12 protein-coding genes are annotated in these 19,736 nt (G+C 38.8%); 3 read left to right on the top strand and 9 right to left on the bottom strand.

Features of this window, described 5'->3' with window-relative positions; all coding sequences use genetic code 11:
- Window positions 1–24: 24 nt before the first annotated feature.
- Entirely contained in the window at window positions 25–1,212 is a 1,188-nt protein-coding gene (locus GWK51_RS00310; protein WP_161932241.1) for an MFS transporter, read from the top strand.
- A 202-nt stretch (window positions 1,213–1,414) separates the two neighbouring features.
- On the opposite strand, the gene GWK51_RS00305 is transcribed toward GWK51_RS00310, so the two are convergent.
- The 9 genes from GWK51_RS00305 to dapA all read right to left on the bottom strand — a co-directional run bounded on the left by GWK51_RS00305 (window position 1,415) and on the right by dapA (window position 16,230).
- A complete protein-coding gene (locus tag GWK51_RS00305; protein ID WP_171519121.1) occupies window positions 1,415–3,469 on the bottom strand; it encodes a TonB-dependent siderophore receptor in 2,055 nt (684 codons plus the stop codon).
- 259 nt (window positions 3,470–3,728) lie between these two features.
- Complete coding sequence (locus tag GWK51_RS00300) at window positions 3,729–7,166, bottom strand: pyruvate carboxylase (RefSeq protein ID WP_161932239.1); 3,438 nt, start codon at window positions 7,164–7,166, stop codon at window positions 3,729–3,731.
- Window positions 7,167–7,397: 231 nt separating this feature from the next.
- Complete coding sequence (locus tag GWK51_RS00295) at window positions 7,398–8,567, bottom strand: TonB-dependent receptor (protein WP_161932238.1); 1,170 nt, start codon at window positions 8,565–8,567, stop codon at window positions 7,398–7,400.
- 98 nt (window positions 8,568–8,665) lie between these two features.
- Entirely contained in the window at window positions 8,666–10,183 is a 1,518-nt protein-coding gene (locus tag GWK51_RS00290; RefSeq protein WP_161932237.1) for an alanine/glycine:cation symporter family protein, read from the bottom strand.
- Window positions 10,184–10,717: 534 nt separating this feature from the next.
- Entirely contained in the window at window positions 10,718–11,419 is a 702-nt protein-coding gene (locus tag GWK51_RS00285; protein WP_328703721.1) for a GntR family transcriptional regulator, read from the bottom strand.
- 42 nt (window positions 11,420–11,461) lie between these two features.
- A complete protein-coding gene (locus GWK51_RS00280) occupies window positions 11,462–12,484 on the bottom strand; it encodes a proline racemase family protein (protein WP_161932235.1) in 1,023 nt (340 codons plus the stop codon).
- Window positions 12,485–12,496: 12 nt separating this feature from the next.
- A complete protein-coding gene (locus tag GWK51_RS00275; RefSeq protein ID WP_161932234.1) occupies window positions 12,497–13,975 on the bottom strand; it encodes an aldehyde dehydrogenase family protein in 1,479 nt (492 codons plus the stop codon).
- A gap of 27 nt (window positions 13,976–14,002) precedes the next feature.
- The gene (locus GWK51_RS00270; protein ID WP_161932233.1) at window positions 14,003–15,259 is read right to left on the bottom strand and encodes an NAD(P)/FAD-dependent oxidoreductase; all 1,257 of its coding nucleotides are present in this window, start codon (window positions 15,257–15,259) and stop codon (window positions 14,003–14,005) included.
- Between the two features lie 95 nt (window positions 15,260–15,354).
- The gene (dapA, locus tag GWK51_RS00265; protein WP_161932232.1) at window positions 15,355–16,230 is read right to left on the bottom strand and encodes a 4-hydroxy-tetrahydrodipicolinate synthase; all 876 of its coding nucleotides are present in this window, start codon (window positions 16,228–16,230) and stop codon (window positions 15,355–15,357) included.
- A 582-nt stretch (window positions 16,231–16,812) separates the two neighbouring features.
- Between dapA and GWK51_RS00260 the strand changes: the two genes are divergently transcribed.
- Complete coding sequence (locus GWK51_RS00260) at window positions 16,813–18,147, top strand: aspartate aminotransferase family protein (protein WP_161932231.1); 1,335 nt, start codon at window positions 16,813–16,815, stop codon at window positions 18,145–18,147.
- Window positions 18,148–18,163: 16 nt separating this feature from the next.
- Window positions 18,164–19,684 carry a CoA-acylating methylmalonate-semialdehyde dehydrogenase gene (locus GWK51_RS00255; RefSeq protein WP_161932230.1) on the top strand — a complete coding sequence of 507 codons (1,521 nt, stop codon included), beginning with the start codon at window positions 18,164–18,166 and terminating at the stop codon, window positions 19,682–19,684.
- Window positions 19,685–19,736: the final 52 nt, after the last annotated feature.

Raw genomic sequence — 19,736 nt, 5'->3', positions numbered from 1 at the left:
AAGCCTCATTTAAAAAGGTTTCCTATGCTTCAAAATAATATGCATCGCCAAGTTCTTATCTTGGCGAGTTCTCAGTCCCTTTTTCAAACTGTATCTGTGATGGTCATGACGATTGGTGGTTTAGCTGGCGCCAATATTGCCAATACACCACTGCTTGCCACTTTACCAATTGCAGCGATGTTTCTCGGTACTGCAACTATGATGTTCCCTGCATCTATACTTATGGCTCATATTGGCAGAAGAAAAGGCTTTCTTTTGGGGGCATTATTAGGGGTAATCGGAGGGATTATTGCAGCTCTAGGCATTATGTATAGTTCACTGGCGCTGCTCGCTGTAGGGACTTTTTGTGTTGGTTCTTATCAATCCTTTGCTCAGTTTTATCGCTTTGCAGCCAGCGAAGTTGCAGATGATGCTTTCCGCTCTCGTGCCATTTCTTTCGTAATGGCTGGTGGTGTGGTCGCTGCAATTATTGGTCCTACACTCGCACGTTTTGGTGGTCCAATGTTTAATCATTTGGAATATGTCGGTTCATTCCTCATTATTACAGTGGTATCACTATTGGCAATCGGAATTTTATCTGGCCTGAAAATTCCTGATCAAGTTGAAATAAAAACGGATTTTAGCGCTGGTAGACCGTGGTACCAAATCGTATCGCAGCCTACTTATTTAGTCGCTTTATTCGGCTCCATTACTGGGTATGGAATTATGATTTTAGGGATGACGGCAACGCCAATTGCCATGCGCCATTCCCATCATGAACTCAGTGCAATTACCACAGTCATTCAGCTGCATGTTTTAGGCATGTTCTTGCCCTCGTTTATTACAGGTAACTTAATCGCTCGCTTTGGTACGCTAAAAATTATGTTGATGGGAGTAATACTGTTTCTTTGCTATATAGCAATGGCTTTATCAGGCTTCCACTTCTTCTCTTTTGCAACCTCATTAATTCTATTAGGTATAGGCTGGAATTTCTTATTTATTGGCAGCACTTCTCTCTTAACAGAGACATACACTTTAGAGGAGAAGGCCAAGGCTCAAGCTATCAATGATATGACAGTTTTTGTGGTTGGGCTAATCTGTTCTTTTAGTGCTGGTGCTGTGCTCGATATCTTTGGCTGGAAGACGATGAATTTAGCTTTGCTTCCTTGGTTGGCAATTACTGCGATATCTTTAGTCTGGCTGAGTGTTAAGAAAGTTCCTGTTAAAGTTTAGAAGGAAAAATCATATATTGATTAAGTTTTTAAACTTTTTTTAATTGAACCAATTAGTGTATCTAAGTTAAAAATTAATAAAGTTTAAAAATTACTGATCAATTAGACTTTTAATCTATATTAGTTAAATCTGATACAACACCTAAGAGTAGCTTTTCCTGTTTAGTAAAAAAAGCCAGCTTTCACGCTGGCTTTATTGATTATTAGAAACTATAACTCACTCCAAACTTCGCAGTGCGAGGTTGTCCAGGATAGACATAACGGTTAAAGGCGCTATCATCATATTCTTCGTTAAAGATGTTTTTGATATCAAAGCTTAAACGTATATCTTTGTTCCAATCATAATAAGATATAAGGTCTGTTGTCGCATAACTTCCCAAGTTGTAGGTGTTATTGGCTGTTTGCCCTTTACGACTACCAACAAATCGTTGATTAATTCCTAAACCCAAGCCATTGAATGTGCCTGATTTAAACTCATAAATACTCAGTAGATTAAATGAATCCTGAGGAATATTGGCTAAACGTGTGCCCTTTTCCAACGTATTATCTTTGCTGACAGCAGCATCTACATATGCGTAATTACCAATAATTTTCCATTCAGGAGTGATGTTCCCAACTAGGCTTAAATCTAGGCCTTTACTGGTCACTTCGCCTGCGGCAATGCTTTTGGTGGAATCTAAAGGATCGAGTGTTAAGACATTTTCTTTCTTCACATAATAGATTGCTGTATCAAATGAAAGCTGATTATTTAACAAAGCATATTTTGAGCCGATTTCGTATGAAATCCCCTCTTCAGGATCAAACCCTTGATTGTTCCGATCTGCCCCAGAATTTGGTTTAAATGACTTACTGATATTGCTGTACATAGTGAATTGATCGGTCAGGTCATAAGTTAAACCAACGCGTGGAATAAATGCATTATTGTCTGTAGACCAAGACGTGTTGTTCACGAAATTACTGTAATCTTGTTGGTAGTTTTCAAAACGCATCGCAATCAAAGTATTTAAACGATCTGTGATACGAATTTGATCTTGCACAAAAAATGCTTGGCTTTTTAATTTTTCTCGGTCATTGGTCGTTACATTCACCAATTCTGGCAAGGATTGTATGGCATAAGGTTGATTGATATTGAGATCAAAAGCGTCTTTAGAGCGGATGATATAAGACTTATAGTCATACTCTTCAAGCTCGATCCCTGAAATCAAGGTGTGCTCTAAATTGAATAAATCAAAGTGACCAACCACATTGGCTTGGAAATTCTTATCAATCCAATCTAAGTTACGCCAATTATAGTTGCGAGTAATGACTTCACCATTGCTATCGGCTTTTACCCCATTGGCCTCAACAGCATAACCATGCAGATTACCATTTAAATATTGAGCACCAACATTCAATTTCCATGCTTCGTTGAGCGCATGTTCAACACGGAACTGTAGCATGTCGTTATTGTTGTATAAGCGATTTCGATCTTTGCCTGACTCCCACCAATATTCGGAGGAATCGAAAGAATCTTTTTGTTGTCCATCATAACGGGTAAAACCACGATCTAGGGCATGCTGATTACGTAAAAAATCAGCCTCTAATGTGAGCTTGGTCGCATCTGTAGGTGTCCATTGAATGACAGGTGCAATATTCCAGCGTTTGGAATCGACATGATCACGATAGGTATCCCCATTTTCACCCATTAAATTGAGGCGATAAGTTAGACTTCCATCGTCTGTTATAGACCCCGTCGTATCTACAGTGCTACGGTATAGACCTTCCTGATCTACACTTAATCCCAGTGTTGTTTTTCTTTCTGCTTGTGGTGTTTTACTGACAATATTAAATGTTCCACCTGGGTCGCCACGACCATATAAACTGGATGATGCTCCTTTTAGGACTTCAACGCGTTCCACGGTACTGCTATCAGGGGCATTCGGATATCCACGGTTAATGGGAAAACCATTACGATAATATTCACCACTGGTGAAACCTCGTGAAGTAAAGGTCGTTAAGCCTTGCCCTCCAAAATTATTTGCCCGCCCTACACCTGCGACATCTAATGCCTCAGATAAACGGGTTGCTTGAATATCTTTTAATACTGTTTCAGGAACAACCGTCACTGCTTGAGGTGTTTCTTTTAGTGAAGTATTGGTGCGTGTCGCGGAACTGGCTGAGCTGACTTTATAAGACTTTTTAGCATCTTCGGAAGAACTCGTCGCTTGTAAGCTGATGGTAGGCAGAGCACTGATTTGATCATTAGCAAATACAGGCATTATACAACTAAGTGGCAAGAGGCTAGGCAATAAGCGACGTTTAAACACAGGAGTATTTCACTAAAATTTATTGATAATGATTATATTTTACAATTTATAAAAATACATCTTAAATTCTTAATTTTGCATATTAATATTTTGCTTTTTATACAAAAATGAATAAGTTTTGAGCTTTTTAGTAATTAAATAACCACTTAATTCTGTAGACTCATTCACCTAAAAGAATGAATAAGCCTACATTGAAAGATTTAAAACCCCTTTATTGAACTACAAGCACCAAATCCAAGTTTTTCACCTGTTTGCCCGGACCCAATAGAACTTCTTGAACCACACAGTCTTTCTCTGCCTTAATCGCCAGTTCCATCTTCATGGCTTCAATGGTAAACAGTGTTTCACCCTTGGTAATTGTCTGACCAGGTTTCACTGCTACCGTACTGATCATGCCTGGCATGGTCGCACCCACATGCAATGGATTGCTTGGATCGGCTTTCGGATGATGAGCTGTTTCCTCGGTCCCTGCCTGTTTGACTTGAACCAAACGCAGTTGTCCGTTTAACTCTATAAATAAATCAATCAGACCATTTTTAGGCTCGGAACGTCCCAACAGTTTAATTTCAAGGGTCTTTCCAGCTTCTAATTCGACCGAGATTTCCTGTTGCTCTTTTAAGCCATAAAAGAATGCCGAAGATGGAATGCTGGAGACCGTGCCATATTTGAGTTGATGTTGCATAAACTCTTTAAATACTTTGGGATACATCAGGTAAGACGCCAATTGCTGTTCGCTGATCGGTTGGTCATAGATTTCAGCCAGCATGGCTTGCTGTCCATCTAAGTCCACCGCAGGTAAAATTGCCCCAGGACGATCACTTAAGGGTTTTACACCTTTCAGGACTTTCTGTTGCAAGTCTTCAGGGAAACCATGCGCTGGCGTACCAAGTTCTCCTTTAAACAGCGAAACCACTGATTCAGGGAAATCGATGTCTTGATTTGGATTGGCAATGTCTTGTGAACTAAAGTTGTTCGAGACCATGAATAATGCCATATCTCCCACCACTTTCGAGGTTGGTGTCACCTTGACGATATCGCCAAACATCAAATTCACTTCGGCATAGGCATCAGAAACTTCAGACCAACGATGTTCAAGTCCGAGTGAACGTGCCTGTTCACGCAGGTTGGTATATTGTCCACCCGGCATTTCATGATGATAGACATCTGCTGTGCCCGCGCGCATTTCTGCTTCAAATGGCGCATAAATCTGGCGTACATCTTCCCAGTAATTCGACAGTTGCTGGATATTTTCGGATTTGAGTCCTGTATCTCGTTCACTGTGTTTGAGTGCCGAAATGATGGAACCCATGCTCGGTTGTGAGGTTAAGCCACTCATGGCATCCATGGCCGTATCTACCGCATCTACACCTGCATCGATGGCTGCCAGCACACTTGCTGCCGCAATCCCACTGGTGTCATGGGTATGGAAGTGAATCGGCAAGCCTGTTTCTTCTTTTAAGGCTTTGACCAAGGCATGTGCTGCAGCTGGCTTGCAGATACCGGCCATATCCTTAATCGCCAGAATATTGGCACCGGCTTTCTGTAGTTGTTTCGCCATATCCACATAATAGTTGAGGTTATAGCGACGGCTCTGATCAAAGATATCACTGGTATAGCAAATGGCGGTTTCACACAACATGCCAGATTCTCGTACCGCATCAATCGCGACGCGCATGTTATCCACCGCATTTAGCGAATCAAATACACGGAATAAATCAATCCCTCCTGCCGCAGCCTGAGCAATGAAGTGACGCACCACATTGTCTGGGTAGTTGGTATAACCGACTGCATTGGATGAGCGCAGTAACATCTGGAATAAGATATTCGGCACCGCTTCGCGTAACTTGGCTAATCGCTCCCAAGGATCTTCTTTTAAGAAGCGCATGGACACATCAAAGGTCGCACCACCCCAACATTCCATGGAGAACAAATCGCTGGCCATGTGTGAATAGTAAGGTGCAATCTCCAACATATCTTCAGTACGCATACGCGTAGCAAATAATGATTGATGGGCATCACGCATGGTGGTGTCTGTAATCAAGACGCGTTTTTGGTCGCGCATCCATTTTGAAAAACCTTCAGCACCCAGTGATTTAAACCGGTCTCGTGTTCCCGCTGCTTGTGGCTGAGTCAGATCAAACTTCGGGGTGGCCACCACAGTCGGAACATCGGCGGGGATCCGTCGCCCTTTCATTTCAGGCTGACCATTGACGGTAATATCCCCGAGAAAATCGAGCAGTTTGGTCGCGCGATCCTGTTTGGGCTTCCATTCAAATAATTCGGTTGCGGTATCAATAAATTTGGTGGTGCAATGCCCTGAGGTAAATAAAGGATGGGTAATGACATTTTCTAAAAATGCCAAATTATTGGATACCCCACGAATTCGGAATTCACGTAATGCACGTAGCATACGAGCATTGGCTTCTTCACGACTGGCACCTCGAACGGTGACTTTGGCGAGTAAGGAGTCGTAATAAGGCGTGATCACCGCACCTGTATAGGCTGTACCACTATCAACACGTACACCAAAACCCGTCGCACTGCGGAAGGCGGTTAAGCGTCCGTAGTCTGGCATAAAGCCATTTTTAGGGTCTTCTGTGGTGAGTCGGCATTGTAAGGCATGCCCCAATAATTTGATGTTGGCTTGCTCTGGAATAAAGCTTTTGCCATCCCCCACCTGTGCACCTTCCGTCACTCGAATTTGTGCTTTCACAATATCAATGCCGGTAATTTCTTCGGTTACGGTATGTTCAACCTGAATCCGCGGATTCACTTCAATGAAGTAGAACTGTTCTGTCACTGCATCCATGAGGAATTCAACGGTTCCTGCATGGGTATAATCCACCGCACGGGCTAAGCGTAGTGCAGCTTCACATAATTCTTCGCGTTGTGTCTCAGATAAATACGGAGCGGGTGCGCGTTCAACCACCTTTTGATTGCGGCGTTGAACGGTACAATCGCGCTCAAATAAATGCACCAAGTTACCGTGGGTATCGCCCAAAATCTGGACTTCGACATGGCGGGCATTACGAATTAACTTCTCTAGATAAACTTCGTCATTGCCAAAGGCAGATTTGGCTTCACGTCGTGCAACATGAATTGCATCTTCCAACTCATTTTCATGCTCGACCACGCGCATGCCGCGACCACCACCACCCCAACTGGCTTTCAGCATCAATGGATAACCGACTTCTGCTGCCAAGCGCTGGCATTGTTCAATCTCCATCGGTAAAGCTTTGGTGGCTGGAATAACCGGTACATTGGCTTGAATGGCCACGTTTCTCGCCATCACCTTATTGCCTAATTGGCGCATAACCTCGGGCTTTGGACCAATAAAGTGTATACCCGCGGCGGCACAGGCTTCGGCAAACTCTGGGTTCTCAGATAAAAAACCATAGCCAGGATGAATCGCATCAACGCCAGCTTCAAGGGCAATGCGTATGATGTCCTGTATATCTAGATACGCAGCAATGGGTTTTTTCCCTGCACCTACGCGATAAGCTTCATCGGATTTAAAGCGATGCAGTGCTGATTTATCTTCTTCAGCATAAATCGCCACGGTACGGATGCCTAATTCTGTGGCTGCACGCATGACGCGAATAGCGATCTCACCACGGTTTGCTACGAGGATTTTTTGGATAGTGTTCATAGTCAGCTAACAATTAATATTAATTCTACCTAGTAGTTATCACGAGATAGAATTTAAATAGTGATCTCTTTGGCTAGTTATCCTTTTGTTATAAAAGGATAACCAGCCAAGTTTTATATTTTTTAAAAATGAAAACGAACTTTCATTTTTAATAGACTTGGAGAAATAAGAAATTATTTAAATAAAATTCAGATCTTCAAATCTATTGAATATTTGAAGACCTTTGCATCGTTAAAATCTATAAAAAAACAATATATTCAATAATTTACTCCATTCACCACTATCACCTTCGGCGAATGAGTTAGCATTACCACCAACAAATGGATCATTCTTACCTACGACATACTCAACTGCGACTGAAAAATCATTTTTATCCGCTTGTGCACCAAATATATTTCGAGTTGATGTTTTATATTCTTTATTATCTTTATGATATGCACTATAGGTTGCATAAGGTGTTAATGACCAACCATATAGAATATCTTTAAAGACATAATTGATATCAGCAGTATAAAAATCTCCATCATTTGCTAAACGATAAGAGCTATCAAAAGAGCCAACTACCGAATAATCACGACCTAAACTGTCTCGATTACTTAATTCATGCTTTCCAGCAGTTAAAGTAATGTTGGCATCCTTGTAATTGATTTTGCTAAACACTGACCAAGTTTTTCTATGTCCTGTTTCATTGTTATCTTGGTTTTCAATATCGGAGTACCAGTAGGATGCTCCTAAATTCAATTTAAAATCAGGAAAACTCGAAATTGGTATATCTTGCTGTATACGACCAATGAACATATTCTTTTCTTCTACATTTGGATCCGTCGTATCATCAGGTTTTACATAGTTAGCTGAATAACGCGAAGAATCTAAACTTTTACCAACATAATTACCTGCATCTTTAACAAAATAAGTCGCATCTATTGTTGTTGAATTAAAAAGTTTAGTTGAATAACCAATGCCTAGGTTATGCACATCTTCCAAGCCAGCATTAATCAAAACGCCACCATACCAGCTAGTTGACCAGCCTCGACCAGGACCAAATGGAACTTCTTGAATACCTAAAGTTAATTTATTATTTTCATTAACTTTATATCCTAAGTTTGCATCTACAAGTGATGAAAAATCACAGATTTTATCGAACTGGTAACAACGATATTCAAAATTTCCAAAGAAATGCTTTGCATCATATTTCACAGCCAGCTTAGCTGCGTCAAATTTTAATTTATGGTCATTGTCTGAATAATCTTTATCTTGAATATTCGCTCTTAACCATCCAGAAATTGTAACTTTACCTAAATCAGTATCACTATTGCCGTAGCTAAAATTTTCGGCAAGTACCTGAGTTGAAACTATAGATAAAGCTCCGCCAAGAAGAAGATAATTTCTCCAATTAACCATTTCATACTTCCTTTATGTAGGTCTTTTCTCTCTTAAAATTCGAAATTAGAAGAGAGAAATTATTGAGACACCTGACAACTTTTTATAAGTAATCAGATTTATGCACTTTTACGATCGGAGTTTTTTTTTATAGAATTTATTTGATCATTGTTGATTACAGCAGAATTTGATGCATTTTTTTTGTCAGCATAAGCTTCCCAATAGCCAGCATCCTGAATACCCGCTTTTCTCGGATCAAAGACTGGATCTAGCCCAAGCTTACGTTGATAATCGTAATCTTTTAAGGCTTTCATGAGTGGTTTACTTAATAGCACCAATGTAATTAAGTTGACATATGCCATACTGCCAAAAGTAATATCCCCTAGTGCCCACAATGTTTTCGTATTCATGATACTTCCCATGAATAGAGCAATTAAGCTGGCTATTTTTGCAATAGTTTTAATAATTGGATATTTCCCTTTACGATCAAAATATGAGATGCCTGATTCAGCAATGTAGTAATAGGTCATTAAAGTCGTAAATGCAAATACTAGAATTGCTAAAGAAATTAGCCATGACCCTGCTTGATGGAAGGTGGTTTGTAAGGCAAGTGATGTCCATTCAGCACCAGCAGCAACACCAGGTACATTTTCTACTAAAGGCGTTGAACTTCCTGGAGGAGTAACGTTGTACATCCCTGTAATTAAAACCATTAAACCTGAGCTTGTTAAAATAAAGGCTGTTTCAAAGAAAATAGAAAATGCTTGTATTAATCCTTGTTTTACAGGATGAGAGGTCATCGCCGCAGCAGAAGCAAATGTAGATTCACCTGCACCTGCAGCACTTGCAAATACTGCACGACGTACACCCCAGTTCACTGCATGTCCAATAATGGCGCCGAACACAGCATCCATCCCAAAAGCACTTTTTATAATTAACATGAAAGTAGCTGGGATTTGGTCATAGTGAGCAATCAATAGTACAACCATAGCTAGAACATATAAGCCAGACATTGTTGGTACAATTTTTTCTGCTGCACGTGCAATGCTTTTCACTCCACCCCAAATAATTAAGCCAATACCAATCGTGACAAAAATACCGGAAACATATGGTGGAATATCAAAGGTTGCTTTGAATGTTGTTGCAATCGTATTCATTTGAATACCAGGCATCATGACTGTATAAGCAACGATTAAAATTAAGGCGGAGATTGCAGCAAAAGGTTTAAGCTTTAATCCACGATCAATGTAGTAATGAACACCACCATAGTATTGATCACCTTCTTTGAATTTATAGAGTTGTGCAATTGTAGATTCAGAAAATGCTAAAGCACTGCCTAGGAAACCCATTACAATCATCCAGAAGATTGCACCAGGTCCACCCATACCGATAGCAAAAGCTACACCAGCAATATTTCCTACACCAATACGACCAGCCAATGCCATAAATAGTGCTTGTCGTGGTGAAATACCTGTACTATCTTCTTTCTTTTCACGAATAACTCGAAACATTTCGCGGAAATAACGAAATTGAATACCACGAGTAATAACAGTAAAGTAAATACCTACTATCAATGCCAGATAGACAAGCGCATCGCTCCATAAATACCCTACTATTGTTTCTATTACTTGCTCCATTCCCTTCACCTTATTTTTACATCCTATAAATATCGTAGGTTTATGTCTGTAGAGATAAAAACCTAACTCCATTTATATTTACAATTATCTTATTAACCAAAATTATTAGTTACTTCTTTAATAAGTTTGGTGCTCGGTTTATTTCAAGTCAGATCAATATCCCTTGATCTAACTTTGGGTTACCTCGATTTTTTAGCACGCGTACAATCAATATTGTTGACATCAGAATAAATGCACAAATTGCTCTACATATGTCTTAGCTACTGCACATTTAAAATTCTTAATAAAATAAGAGATTCTCTGTTAAAAATTCCTGAGCAGAGGAACATGAAATTTTTAACGCTCAATCAATGTGTACAATATTGCATACATTTAAAATATCTTCATAATTAAGCTGTGTCAACAAAAAAAATGACAAAAAAATGACCATTTTATTGCAATATAATTAATTGTTTTTTAAATAAAAAAACCAGCTCAGACCGATAGTTAAGTCTGAACTGGTATAATTGAAAACTGTATGATTTATTATTGTTATTAAATTGATACGCTTATGTCTTGTACTAAATTTTCTCTCATATGATCCATAAAACGATCTCTAAATAATATTGTATGAATATGGGCTTCTTGTTCAGCTCGGTCCATATCTTTATTAGAAATTGCTTTTATAAGCTCGAAATGATCACTCTCTAAATTTTCAAAATTTGTTGATTTAGCTAAATAATCGAAATGTAAATAAAATAACCGCTGCCCCTCTTCTAGTAACCGTTCATAGTATTCAACTAAATAAGGATTACGTCCTGCACGGGCAATTTCAAGATGCAACAGCTTATTTTGTTCCAGCATAAGTTTGTAATCACCTTCTTTTGCTGCTTGAACGTAAGAGATATCAAACTCTTTGATTTTCCTGATATCAGCTAATGTACAATTGGCAGCAGCAAGACGAGTTACTGCTCTCTGCAATAAGTCTAATGCACTAATGTATTGAGAAAAATCTTGCAAATTAAATGGTCGTACAATCGTGGTTCGATTCGGTAAGGTCATTGCCAAACCTTCAGCCACTAAACGAGCTAAAGCATCTCTGACAGGTGAACGAGACACATCAAACCTTTCAGCTAGAGATATTTCATCTAGCTGTGAATTCGGTTTAAGTTGTAAAGTTAAGATTTCTTCACGTAATTGATCATAGACATATTTACCATTATGCCTTCTCTTAACGCCTTCCGTTTCTTTCTTCACTATACTATTCATAGACGTTGCCCAAATTTTGAATATATTTAATTATAGACCTTCTCCCCACGTATCACTCACCATAAAGCCTTCAGATAATGGATCAGTCGGATCTACCCCAAGTTGATGAATACCATATAACCATGCTCGACCAGTGATATTAGGAATAATCGCTGACTTATTACCAATCTGAGCATTATCTGCGTATTTTACTTTAAATTTGCCACCAATAATTGACTGAGAAATCAGTTCATCACCAAGTTGAACGAGACCTCTTTTAGCCAGCGTTGCAAGATTTGCAGAACTACCTGTACCACATGGGGAACGATCAACTCGACCTGGAGGTAGTGTTGTACAAGTTTGCACAGTTGTGCGATCTAATTGGTTTCTAAACATTACATAAGCAATTTCATTAATATCTGAATATATTGGATGTTGCACATGAAATCTTTTATTAATGATATTTCTAAGCTCAATTCCTAAATTAGCTAATTTACGCGCATTATCTGGCGTTATAGTTAAACCTACTTGATCAACATTAATTAATGCGTAATAAACACCGCCAAATGCGATATCAAATTTGATTTTCCCAAAGGGTTCAACCTCAATCTCAGCATCTAATTGCTCGACAAAGGCTGGCATCATTTCCAATGTAACTCCTTCGCATCGCCCATCTTTACAATGCGCTTGAGCGGTAACCAGTCCTGCGGCTGTATCTAAGACAACAGTTGTCACTGGCTCTTGCATAGGAACCATACCCATTTCTAATAGCGCTGTCGTCACACAAATACTATTACTTCCAGACATGGGATGAGTTTTATCGGCTTGGAAAATTGCAAACGCAGCATCAGCGTTAGGTACTGTAGGAGGTAACAATAGATTGACCGATATTTGTAAACATCCTCTCGGTTCTTGGATTACGAACCGACGCAAACTATCATCAACTTCATTCAGGTAATTCACTTTATCGACCATTGTATTACCAGGAATATTTAATACTCCCCCAGTAATCACTTTTCCAACTTCACCTTCACAATGAACATCTACAAGTTGAATCGTTTTTTCCCAACGCATGATGCTACTTCCTTATTGAATATACCAAGCCCAAGGTTCTTGACTGTTATAGCTCGTAATTTGCTTAACTTCTAAATAGTTTTCAAGTCCCCAGATTCCTAATTCACGGCCAATACCACTTTGTTTGTAACCACCCCATGGTGCTTCTGTAAATGTCGGTTGAGAACAATTAATCCAGATGATGCCGGCACGAAGTTTACGAGCTACACGATTGCAACGCTCTATATCTTTTGACATTACTGCACCAGCCAAACCAAAGATAGAATTGTTTGCAGATTTAATCGCTTCATCTTCAGTTGCAAATGAACGAATACTGACGACTGGACCAAAAATTTCTTCTACCCAGAGTGGATGATCTTCTGGTACATCAACAAAAATCGTTGGCTCAATGTAATAGCCTTGAGTAAAAGCTTCTGGCTTTTTACCACCACTTAGAAGTTTTACATTGTCCTCGACACCACGTTGAATCGCAGCTGTGACATTTTCATATTGCTTTTGATTGACAAGAGGTCCTAGCTTGACGCCTTCCTCAAACCCATTACCAATTTTAATCTTTTGACTTTCTTCAGCTAAGCGTGCTAATAGTTTTGGATAAATCCCTTCTTGCACTAATACACGGGAAGTTGCTGAACAAACCTGTCCTTGATTCCAAAAGATACCAAACATAATCCATTCAACAGCGTCTTCAATATCACTATCATCAAAAACAATGAATGCCGATTTTCCACCCAGCTCTAAACTAATGTTCTTCACATTAGACGCTGCTGAGCGCATGATTTGTTGACCAATTGGGACGCTACCAGTAAAAGCAACTTTATCAATATCTGGATGATCTGTTAAATATGGACCAATTTCACGACCTGAACCAGTTAGGATATTTAAAACACCTTTTGGAAGACCAACTTTTTCAGCAATCCGTCCAAGTTCAATCGCAGTCAAAGAGGTTACTTCTGCCGGCTTCAAAATCATAGTGCAACCCGCAGCTAATGCTGGAGCGACTTTCCACGCAGCCATTAATAAAGGATAATTCCAAGGGATAATCGCGCAAGCCACACCAACAGGTTCTTTAGTTGCTACGCAGCTAAAACGATCATCACCTAATTGAATATTTTGTTCTTTTTCCTCATCTAAAGTTTCAGCTAGATTTGCGTAGAATTCAAAACAACCCGCTGCATCTGCAATATCCCATTCAGCTTCAGGATATGGTTTGCCGTTATCCTTAACTTCTAAGGAAGAAATTTCATGTAAGTTATTACGAATTTCATTTGCGATTGCTCTTAAATAGACCGCTCTTTCTTTACCCGTAAATTTTGACCACGGACCATTATCAAATGCTTCACGAGCTGCAATAACTGCCTTCTCTGCGTCTTCCTTTGTTGCACTTGCAACTTGAGCAATTACTTGTTCATTACTCGGATCGATACTTGCAAAGGTTCCACCTTTTTGTGTCGGAATCCATTGTCCATTAATATAAAGTTGGTCATAACTCATTTCTATTTTCCTTAATTTCTTAAAAACTTAAAATCGCGTAGCTTTAAAAGGTGTTAAATCAATTTTTGGGGTTTTTTGGGTCAGGATTTCTGCAACTAAACGTCCAGTGGTTGCACCTAAAGTAAGACCGAGTTGCCCATGTCCGAAAGCCAAGGCAACATTAGGGAGACGTGGGCTGATATCAATAATAGGCTTGGTATCTGGCAAAAATGGGCGGTATCCAACCCCATATTCAATACCATCCGTATTTAACTCAGGTATGATTTTAGTGGCCTTATTTAAAATAATTTCAGCACGCTTCATATTCGGTTTAGCACCAGCTGCAGCAAATTCAATTGTTCCGCCAATTTGCAATCCTCTTGTCATTGGCGCAAAACAAAAACCGCCAGAGGCATAAATTGTAGAATGTTTAATTTCAACACCTGAATTTGGAAGTACAACTTGGTATCCAGCTATTCCCTCTAAAGGTGGATTAATACCTAATTGTTTAGAGAACAGTTTTGAACCTACGCCAGCAGCCATAACAACATAATCAGTATCAATTAACAGATTATTACTTAAAAGAATTTGGTTTACTTTATTCCCATTTTCTCTTAGTTCAACCACTTCAGAGGATATTCTTTTACCCCCTTTTGCAATGAAACTTTCAGTCAACGCAGCAATGAATCCTTTGGTATCTTTTACAGCAGTCCAATCATTAAATAAAAGACCGTGTTTAAATTTTCCTGCAAAAACTGGTTCAAGATCTGAAATATCTTTTTCATCTAAAATTTGATGCTTGAAACCAAAGCGCTGTCTAAGCTCGAGATATTTCTTTTCATGCTCAATATCATCTGGACTATCAAAAAGTTCAAGAATTGGTCGAGTGCCTAACAAACTTTTATCTGCACAATCTTCTAGCAGTATTTCATAATCCTCATAAACATGATGAGTTAATGAAGCTAAAGAACTCGCAATTTCTTCAATTCGCGCATCACGAGAACATGCTAAAAACTGTAAAAACCATGGAATAATGCCTGGAAATGCTGAAGGTCTTAAAGCCAATGGACCTTGCTGATCTATTAGCCAGCCAGGGATTTTTTTCAAGATTCCTTTTTTAGAAAGTGGAATAATTTCGCTCACAGCCATTTGACCGCAACTCCACTTAGCTGTGCTTTCTCCTGCTTCTGCAGGATCAATTACAGTAACATTGAAACCTTGTTTTTGTAGATACAATGCGCAGCAAATCCCAACAATACCGCCACCCACTACTACTGCTTTTTTTGTATTAGACTCTTCTGACATTTCAGCATTCCATTGATTAATATCAAGTAAACTTCTTGATTAAGAAAGTCGAGATAGAACCCATGTAGTTACATACATGGATTCCATTTCACTGATTAACCATTGATTGCATCAAAAGCAGCTTTAAATTCAGCTTTTTCTGCATCAGTCAAAGGTAATAATGGCATACGAGCATTACCAACTTTAAAACCTGACAATTCACAACCGTATTTGACTTTCTGAACAAATTTTCCATTTTCCATAATAGCCATTACAGGGAATAATTGGCGCATTACATCTTGCGCACCTTTGATATCACCTGAAGTATGCTTGTTAACAATGTCCACTACTTTATTTGGGAAACAGTTCGCAGGCCCACAAATCCAGCTAGAAGCACCCCACAAGAAGAAATCAAGGGCTTGGTCATCTGAACCACAAGATAACTGATAGTTATCTTTATATTTCCCGCCAATTTCAATTGCGCGCAACAAGTTGCCACTACTTTCTTTAATACCGATTACACGCGGATGATCTTTAAACGCTTCTAGAACATCGTAGCCCACTTCGACATTTGTACGAACTGGATAGTTATATAAAACAATATTAATTTGTGGGAAAGCTTCAAGAATTGCATTGTAATGCGCAATCAATTCTTCCTGAGAAGGTAATGCATAATACGGTGGTGCAATAAGTAGGTTTGTATAACCTAGATCAACTGTTTGCTGTACTTGTTCTAGAACTTCACGTGTACAAGAACCATTCGCACCAGCAATCAAAATGCCACGGTCGCCCACTGTTTCTTTTACGACTTTGAGAATTTCACGACGCTCTTCATTTGTTAAAGCATAGTATTCACCAGTAGAACCTAACGGTACAAAACCTTTTACGCCTGCTTTTAATTGATACTCAATAATGTCAACTAAAGTCTTGTAGTCCACTTGGTTGTTGTCATCAAATGGTGTAACCAATGCAGGAAGAATACCTTCTAACATTTTTATCTCCTTAAATTAATTTATAAATCCTTTGCTCTTTTCAGATAATCAGCATGTACTAAATAAGTTTATGGCAGCTTGATTAGCATCAGATTTTGATTTGCGTACAATATTGCATACACAAACATTATAATTATTTCATTTAAATGTCAATAATTTTACAACCATCAAAAATACTCAAATATTATTATTAAATTTCAGTCACTTAATAACTTTAAATTCTAAAAATAAACTTAATTGGATAAATTTATTTTTTATATTTTATTTTTTCGAGTAATTTCAAACTATTCTTACTAGAACATTAACAGAATCTATTTTTAAAATATCTAAATCATATATATCAATAACTTAATAAAATTAAAGTCGATAAAAAACAATAATATGAAAAAAACTCTCATTTATTGATTGACAGGAGAATTTTCATACCATAATCTCAGTGCATACAATATTGCATACATTAATTTCATATGTCTAACATGACCTCTGTGAACCGATTGAATAATCAGCCCATCTAGAATTAAGAAGTGGTTATTCGTTGATGAGTGTAAACGGTTAATTTTTTAACCATTAATAGGAACAATTATGGATATGTCTTCAATTGCACATGTATCTGTCATTAATAATGATGAAGTTCATGACAAGGATCGTGAATATGTATTTCACTCATGGTCTGTACAGGGAAATTTAAATCCTTTAGTTATCAAATCTGGTAAAGGTTCACGCCTATGGGATTTTGATGGTCGCGAGTATCTTGATTTCAGCAGTCAATTGGTCAATACCAATATTGGACACCAGCATCCAAAAGTTGTAGATGCAATTGTTAAACAAGTAAAAGAATTAGCCACTATTGCACCTTCGACAGCAAATCTTGCACGTAATGAAGCAGCCAAAAGAATTTTAGAATTAGCACCAAATGGTTTTAAAAAGGTATTTTTTACCAACGGTGGTGCTGATGCGAATGAAAATGCCATCCGTATGGCTCGATTATTTACTGGGAAGACAAAAGTTTTATCTTCTTACCGTTCTTATCACGGTAATACAGGTGCTGCGATTGTAGCTACTGGTGATGCACGCCGCCTTCCAAATGAATATGCTCGTGGTCATATCCATTTCTTTAGTCCGTATTTATATCGCACCGAATTCCATTCGACTAATGAAGTTGAAGAGTGTGAACGTGCCTTACAACACTTACGTCGTATCATTGAAAGCGAAGGTCCAACGACCATTGCTGCCATTCTATTAGAAAGCCTTCCTGGTACCGCAGGTATCTTAGTTCCACCTAAAAATTACATGCAAGGTGTTCGCCAACTCTGCGATGAATTCGGCATCATCATGATTTTTGATGAAGTTATGGCTGGATTTGGCCGTACAGGAAAATGGTTTGCCCTGGAACATTATGGTGTAACTCCTGATCTGATCACTTTTGCTAAGGGCGTAAATTCTGGCTATGTACCAGTAGGTGGTATTGTCATCTCAGAAAAGATAAGCAATCACTTTGAGACAAACTTTTTCCCTGGCGGGTTAACCTATTCAGGACATCCTCTGGCTATGGCATCAATCGTTGCAACAATTGATGCCATGAAAGAAGAAAAAGTACTAGAAAATGTTGAATACATTAGCAATGAAGTACTTGGCCCAGGTTTAAATCAACTTGCTGAAAAACATAGCATGATTGGTGAAGTCCGAGGTGCAGGTGTGTTTTGGGCAATTGAGTTAGTGAATTGTAAGAAATCAAAAGAACGTGTTTCAGCACAAGCAATGACCGAAATTAAAAACTTATGTGCGCATAAAGGATTACTCACTTTTATTGCTGACAATCGAATTCATGTAGTTCCTCCATGTATTGTCACTAAAGAAGAAGTCCTCGAAGCTTTAAAAATTTACGATGAAGTTTTAACAGAAATTAGTTTTCAATAATTAAGGAAGCGATAACATGAACCAGTTAAATATTGTTAGTCAATTAGATGTCGTTGGGCATTTAATCAATGGTAAGAAAATTCACGATACTGACCGCACACAAGATGTCTTTAACCCATCAACAGGTGAAGTCAGTAAAAAAGTAGCTTTAGCATCAAAAGCAACTGTTGAAGAAGCAATTGCAGCTGCTCAAGAAGCTTTTCCTGCATGGAAAAATACGCCACCATTACGTCGTGCCCGTATTCTATTTAAATTTAAAGAATTACTTGAACAAAATGCTGAAAAAATTGCCCACCTAATTGGTGAAGAGCATGGAAAAATTCTGCATGACGCAAAAGGTGAATTACAACGTGGTATCGAAGTTGTTGAATATGCCTGTGGTGCTCCAGAATTATTAAAAGGCGAGTTCACTAAAAATGTGGGTCCAAATATTGACTCATGGAGTGATTTCCAACCTTTAGGTGTTGTTGCTGGTATTACTCCATTCAACTTCCCAACAATGGTTCCATTGTGGATGATTCCAATGGCGATCGTTTGCGGTAACACTTTCGTTTTGAAACCATCTGAGCGTGATCCGAGTTCTACAATGTTTTTGGGCGAACTGCTGTACCAAGCTGGATTACCAGAAGGTGTTTTGAACATCGTTAATGGTGACAAAGAAGCTGTAGATGTTTTACTAACAGATAGCCGTGTTCAAGCTGTAAGTTTTGTAGGCTCTACTCCAATTGCTGAATATATTTATAAGACAGCAGCTGAAAATGGTAAACGCTGCCAAGCGTTAGGTGGTGCAAAAAACCATGCGATTGTTATGCCAGATGCTGACCTTGATAATGTAGTTAACTCTCTACTTGGTGCAGCATTTGGTTCATCTGGCGAACGTTGCATGGCCTTGTCTGTTGCGGTAACTGTAGGTCAGGAGATTGGTGATCAATTAATCGAAAACTTATCAAAAGCAATCGGATCACTTCAATTTGGTGCCTATTCTATCAATAGTAATGATTTTGGGCCTGTCATTACCAAAGCACACAAAGATAAAGTTGTTGGTCATATTACAAGTGCAGAGCAACAAGGTGCAAAAATTGTTGTAGATGGTCGTGCTGCTACAGTTAATGGCTATGAAAATGGTTTCTATGTTGGTGCAACCTTAATTGATAACGTTACTCCAGAAATGGAAAGCTATAAAGCTGAAATCTTCGGACCAGTTTTACAAGTAATCCGTGTAGATACAATGGAAGAAGCCTTGGAACTCATTAATAAGCATGAATACGGTAATGGTACATGTATTTATACTCGTGATGGTGAAGCTGCACGTTACTTCTGCGATAACGTCCTTGTTGGTATGGTGGGTGTAAATATTCCTCTTCCTGTTCCTGTCGCTTACCACAGTTTTGGTGGTTGGAAACGTTCATTATTCGGTGATCTTCATGTGTATGGTCCAGATGGTATTCGTTTCTACACTCGTCGTAAGACCATTACCCAACGTTGGCCGTCTTCATCTGTTCGAGAAGGTGCTCAATTCTCAATGCCTACACTGTAACTAACATCAAACATTGTGTTAAAGCTAGCCCATTCTGGCTTTAACACAATTT

Source organism: Acinetobacter kanungonis (assembly GCF_009939195.1).
GTDB lineage: Bacteria > Pseudomonadota > Gammaproteobacteria > Pseudomonadales > Moraxellaceae > Acinetobacter > Acinetobacter kanungonis.
The sequence above is the reverse complement of the archived record's forward strand: the minus strand, read 5'-3'. Positions and strand labels throughout refer to the sequence as shown.

Excerpts from the sequence above, each read along its gene's own strand:
- GWK51_RS00310 (WP_161932241.1), top strand. The coding sequence starts at position 25 with ATGCTTCAAAATAATATGCATCGCCAAGTTCTTATCTTGGCGAGTTCT.
- GWK51_RS00305 (WP_171519121.1), bottom strand. The coding sequence starts at position 3,469 with ATGCCTGTATTTGCTAATGATCAAATCAGTGCTCTGCCTACCATCAGC.
- GWK51_RS00300 (WP_161932239.1), bottom strand. The coding sequence starts at position 7,166 with ATGAACACTATCCAAAAAATCCTCGTAGCAAACCGTGGTGAGATCGCT.
- GWK51_RS00295 (WP_161932238.1), bottom strand. The coding sequence starts at position 8,567 with ATGGTTAATTGGAGAAATTATCTTCTTCTTGGCGGAGCTTTATCTATA.
- GWK51_RS00290 (WP_161932237.1), bottom strand. The coding sequence starts at position 10,183 with ATGGAGCAAGTAATAGAAACAATAGTAGGGTATTTATGGAGCGATGCG.
- GWK51_RS00280 (WP_161932235.1), bottom strand. The coding sequence starts at position 12,484 with ATGCGTTGGGAAAAAACGATTCAACTTGTAGATGTTCATTGTGAAGGT.
- GWK51_RS00275 (WP_161932234.1), bottom strand. The coding sequence starts at position 13,975 with ATGAGTTATGACCAACTTTATATTAATGGACAATGGATTCCGACACAA.
- GWK51_RS00270 (WP_161932233.1), bottom strand. The coding sequence starts at position 15,259 with ATGTCAGAAGAGTCTAATACAAAAAAAGCAGTAGTAGTGGGTGGCGGT.
- dapA (WP_161932232.1), bottom strand. The coding sequence starts at position 16,230 with ATGTTAGAAGGTATTCTTCCTGCATTGGTTACACCATTTGATGACAAC.
- GWK51_RS00260 (WP_161932231.1), top strand. The coding sequence starts at position 16,813 with ATGGATATGTCTTCAATTGCACATGTATCTGTCATTAATAATGATGAA.
- GWK51_RS00255 (WP_161932230.1), top strand. The coding sequence starts at position 18,164 with ATGAACCAGTTAAATATTGTTAGTCAATTAGATGTCGTTGGGCATTTA.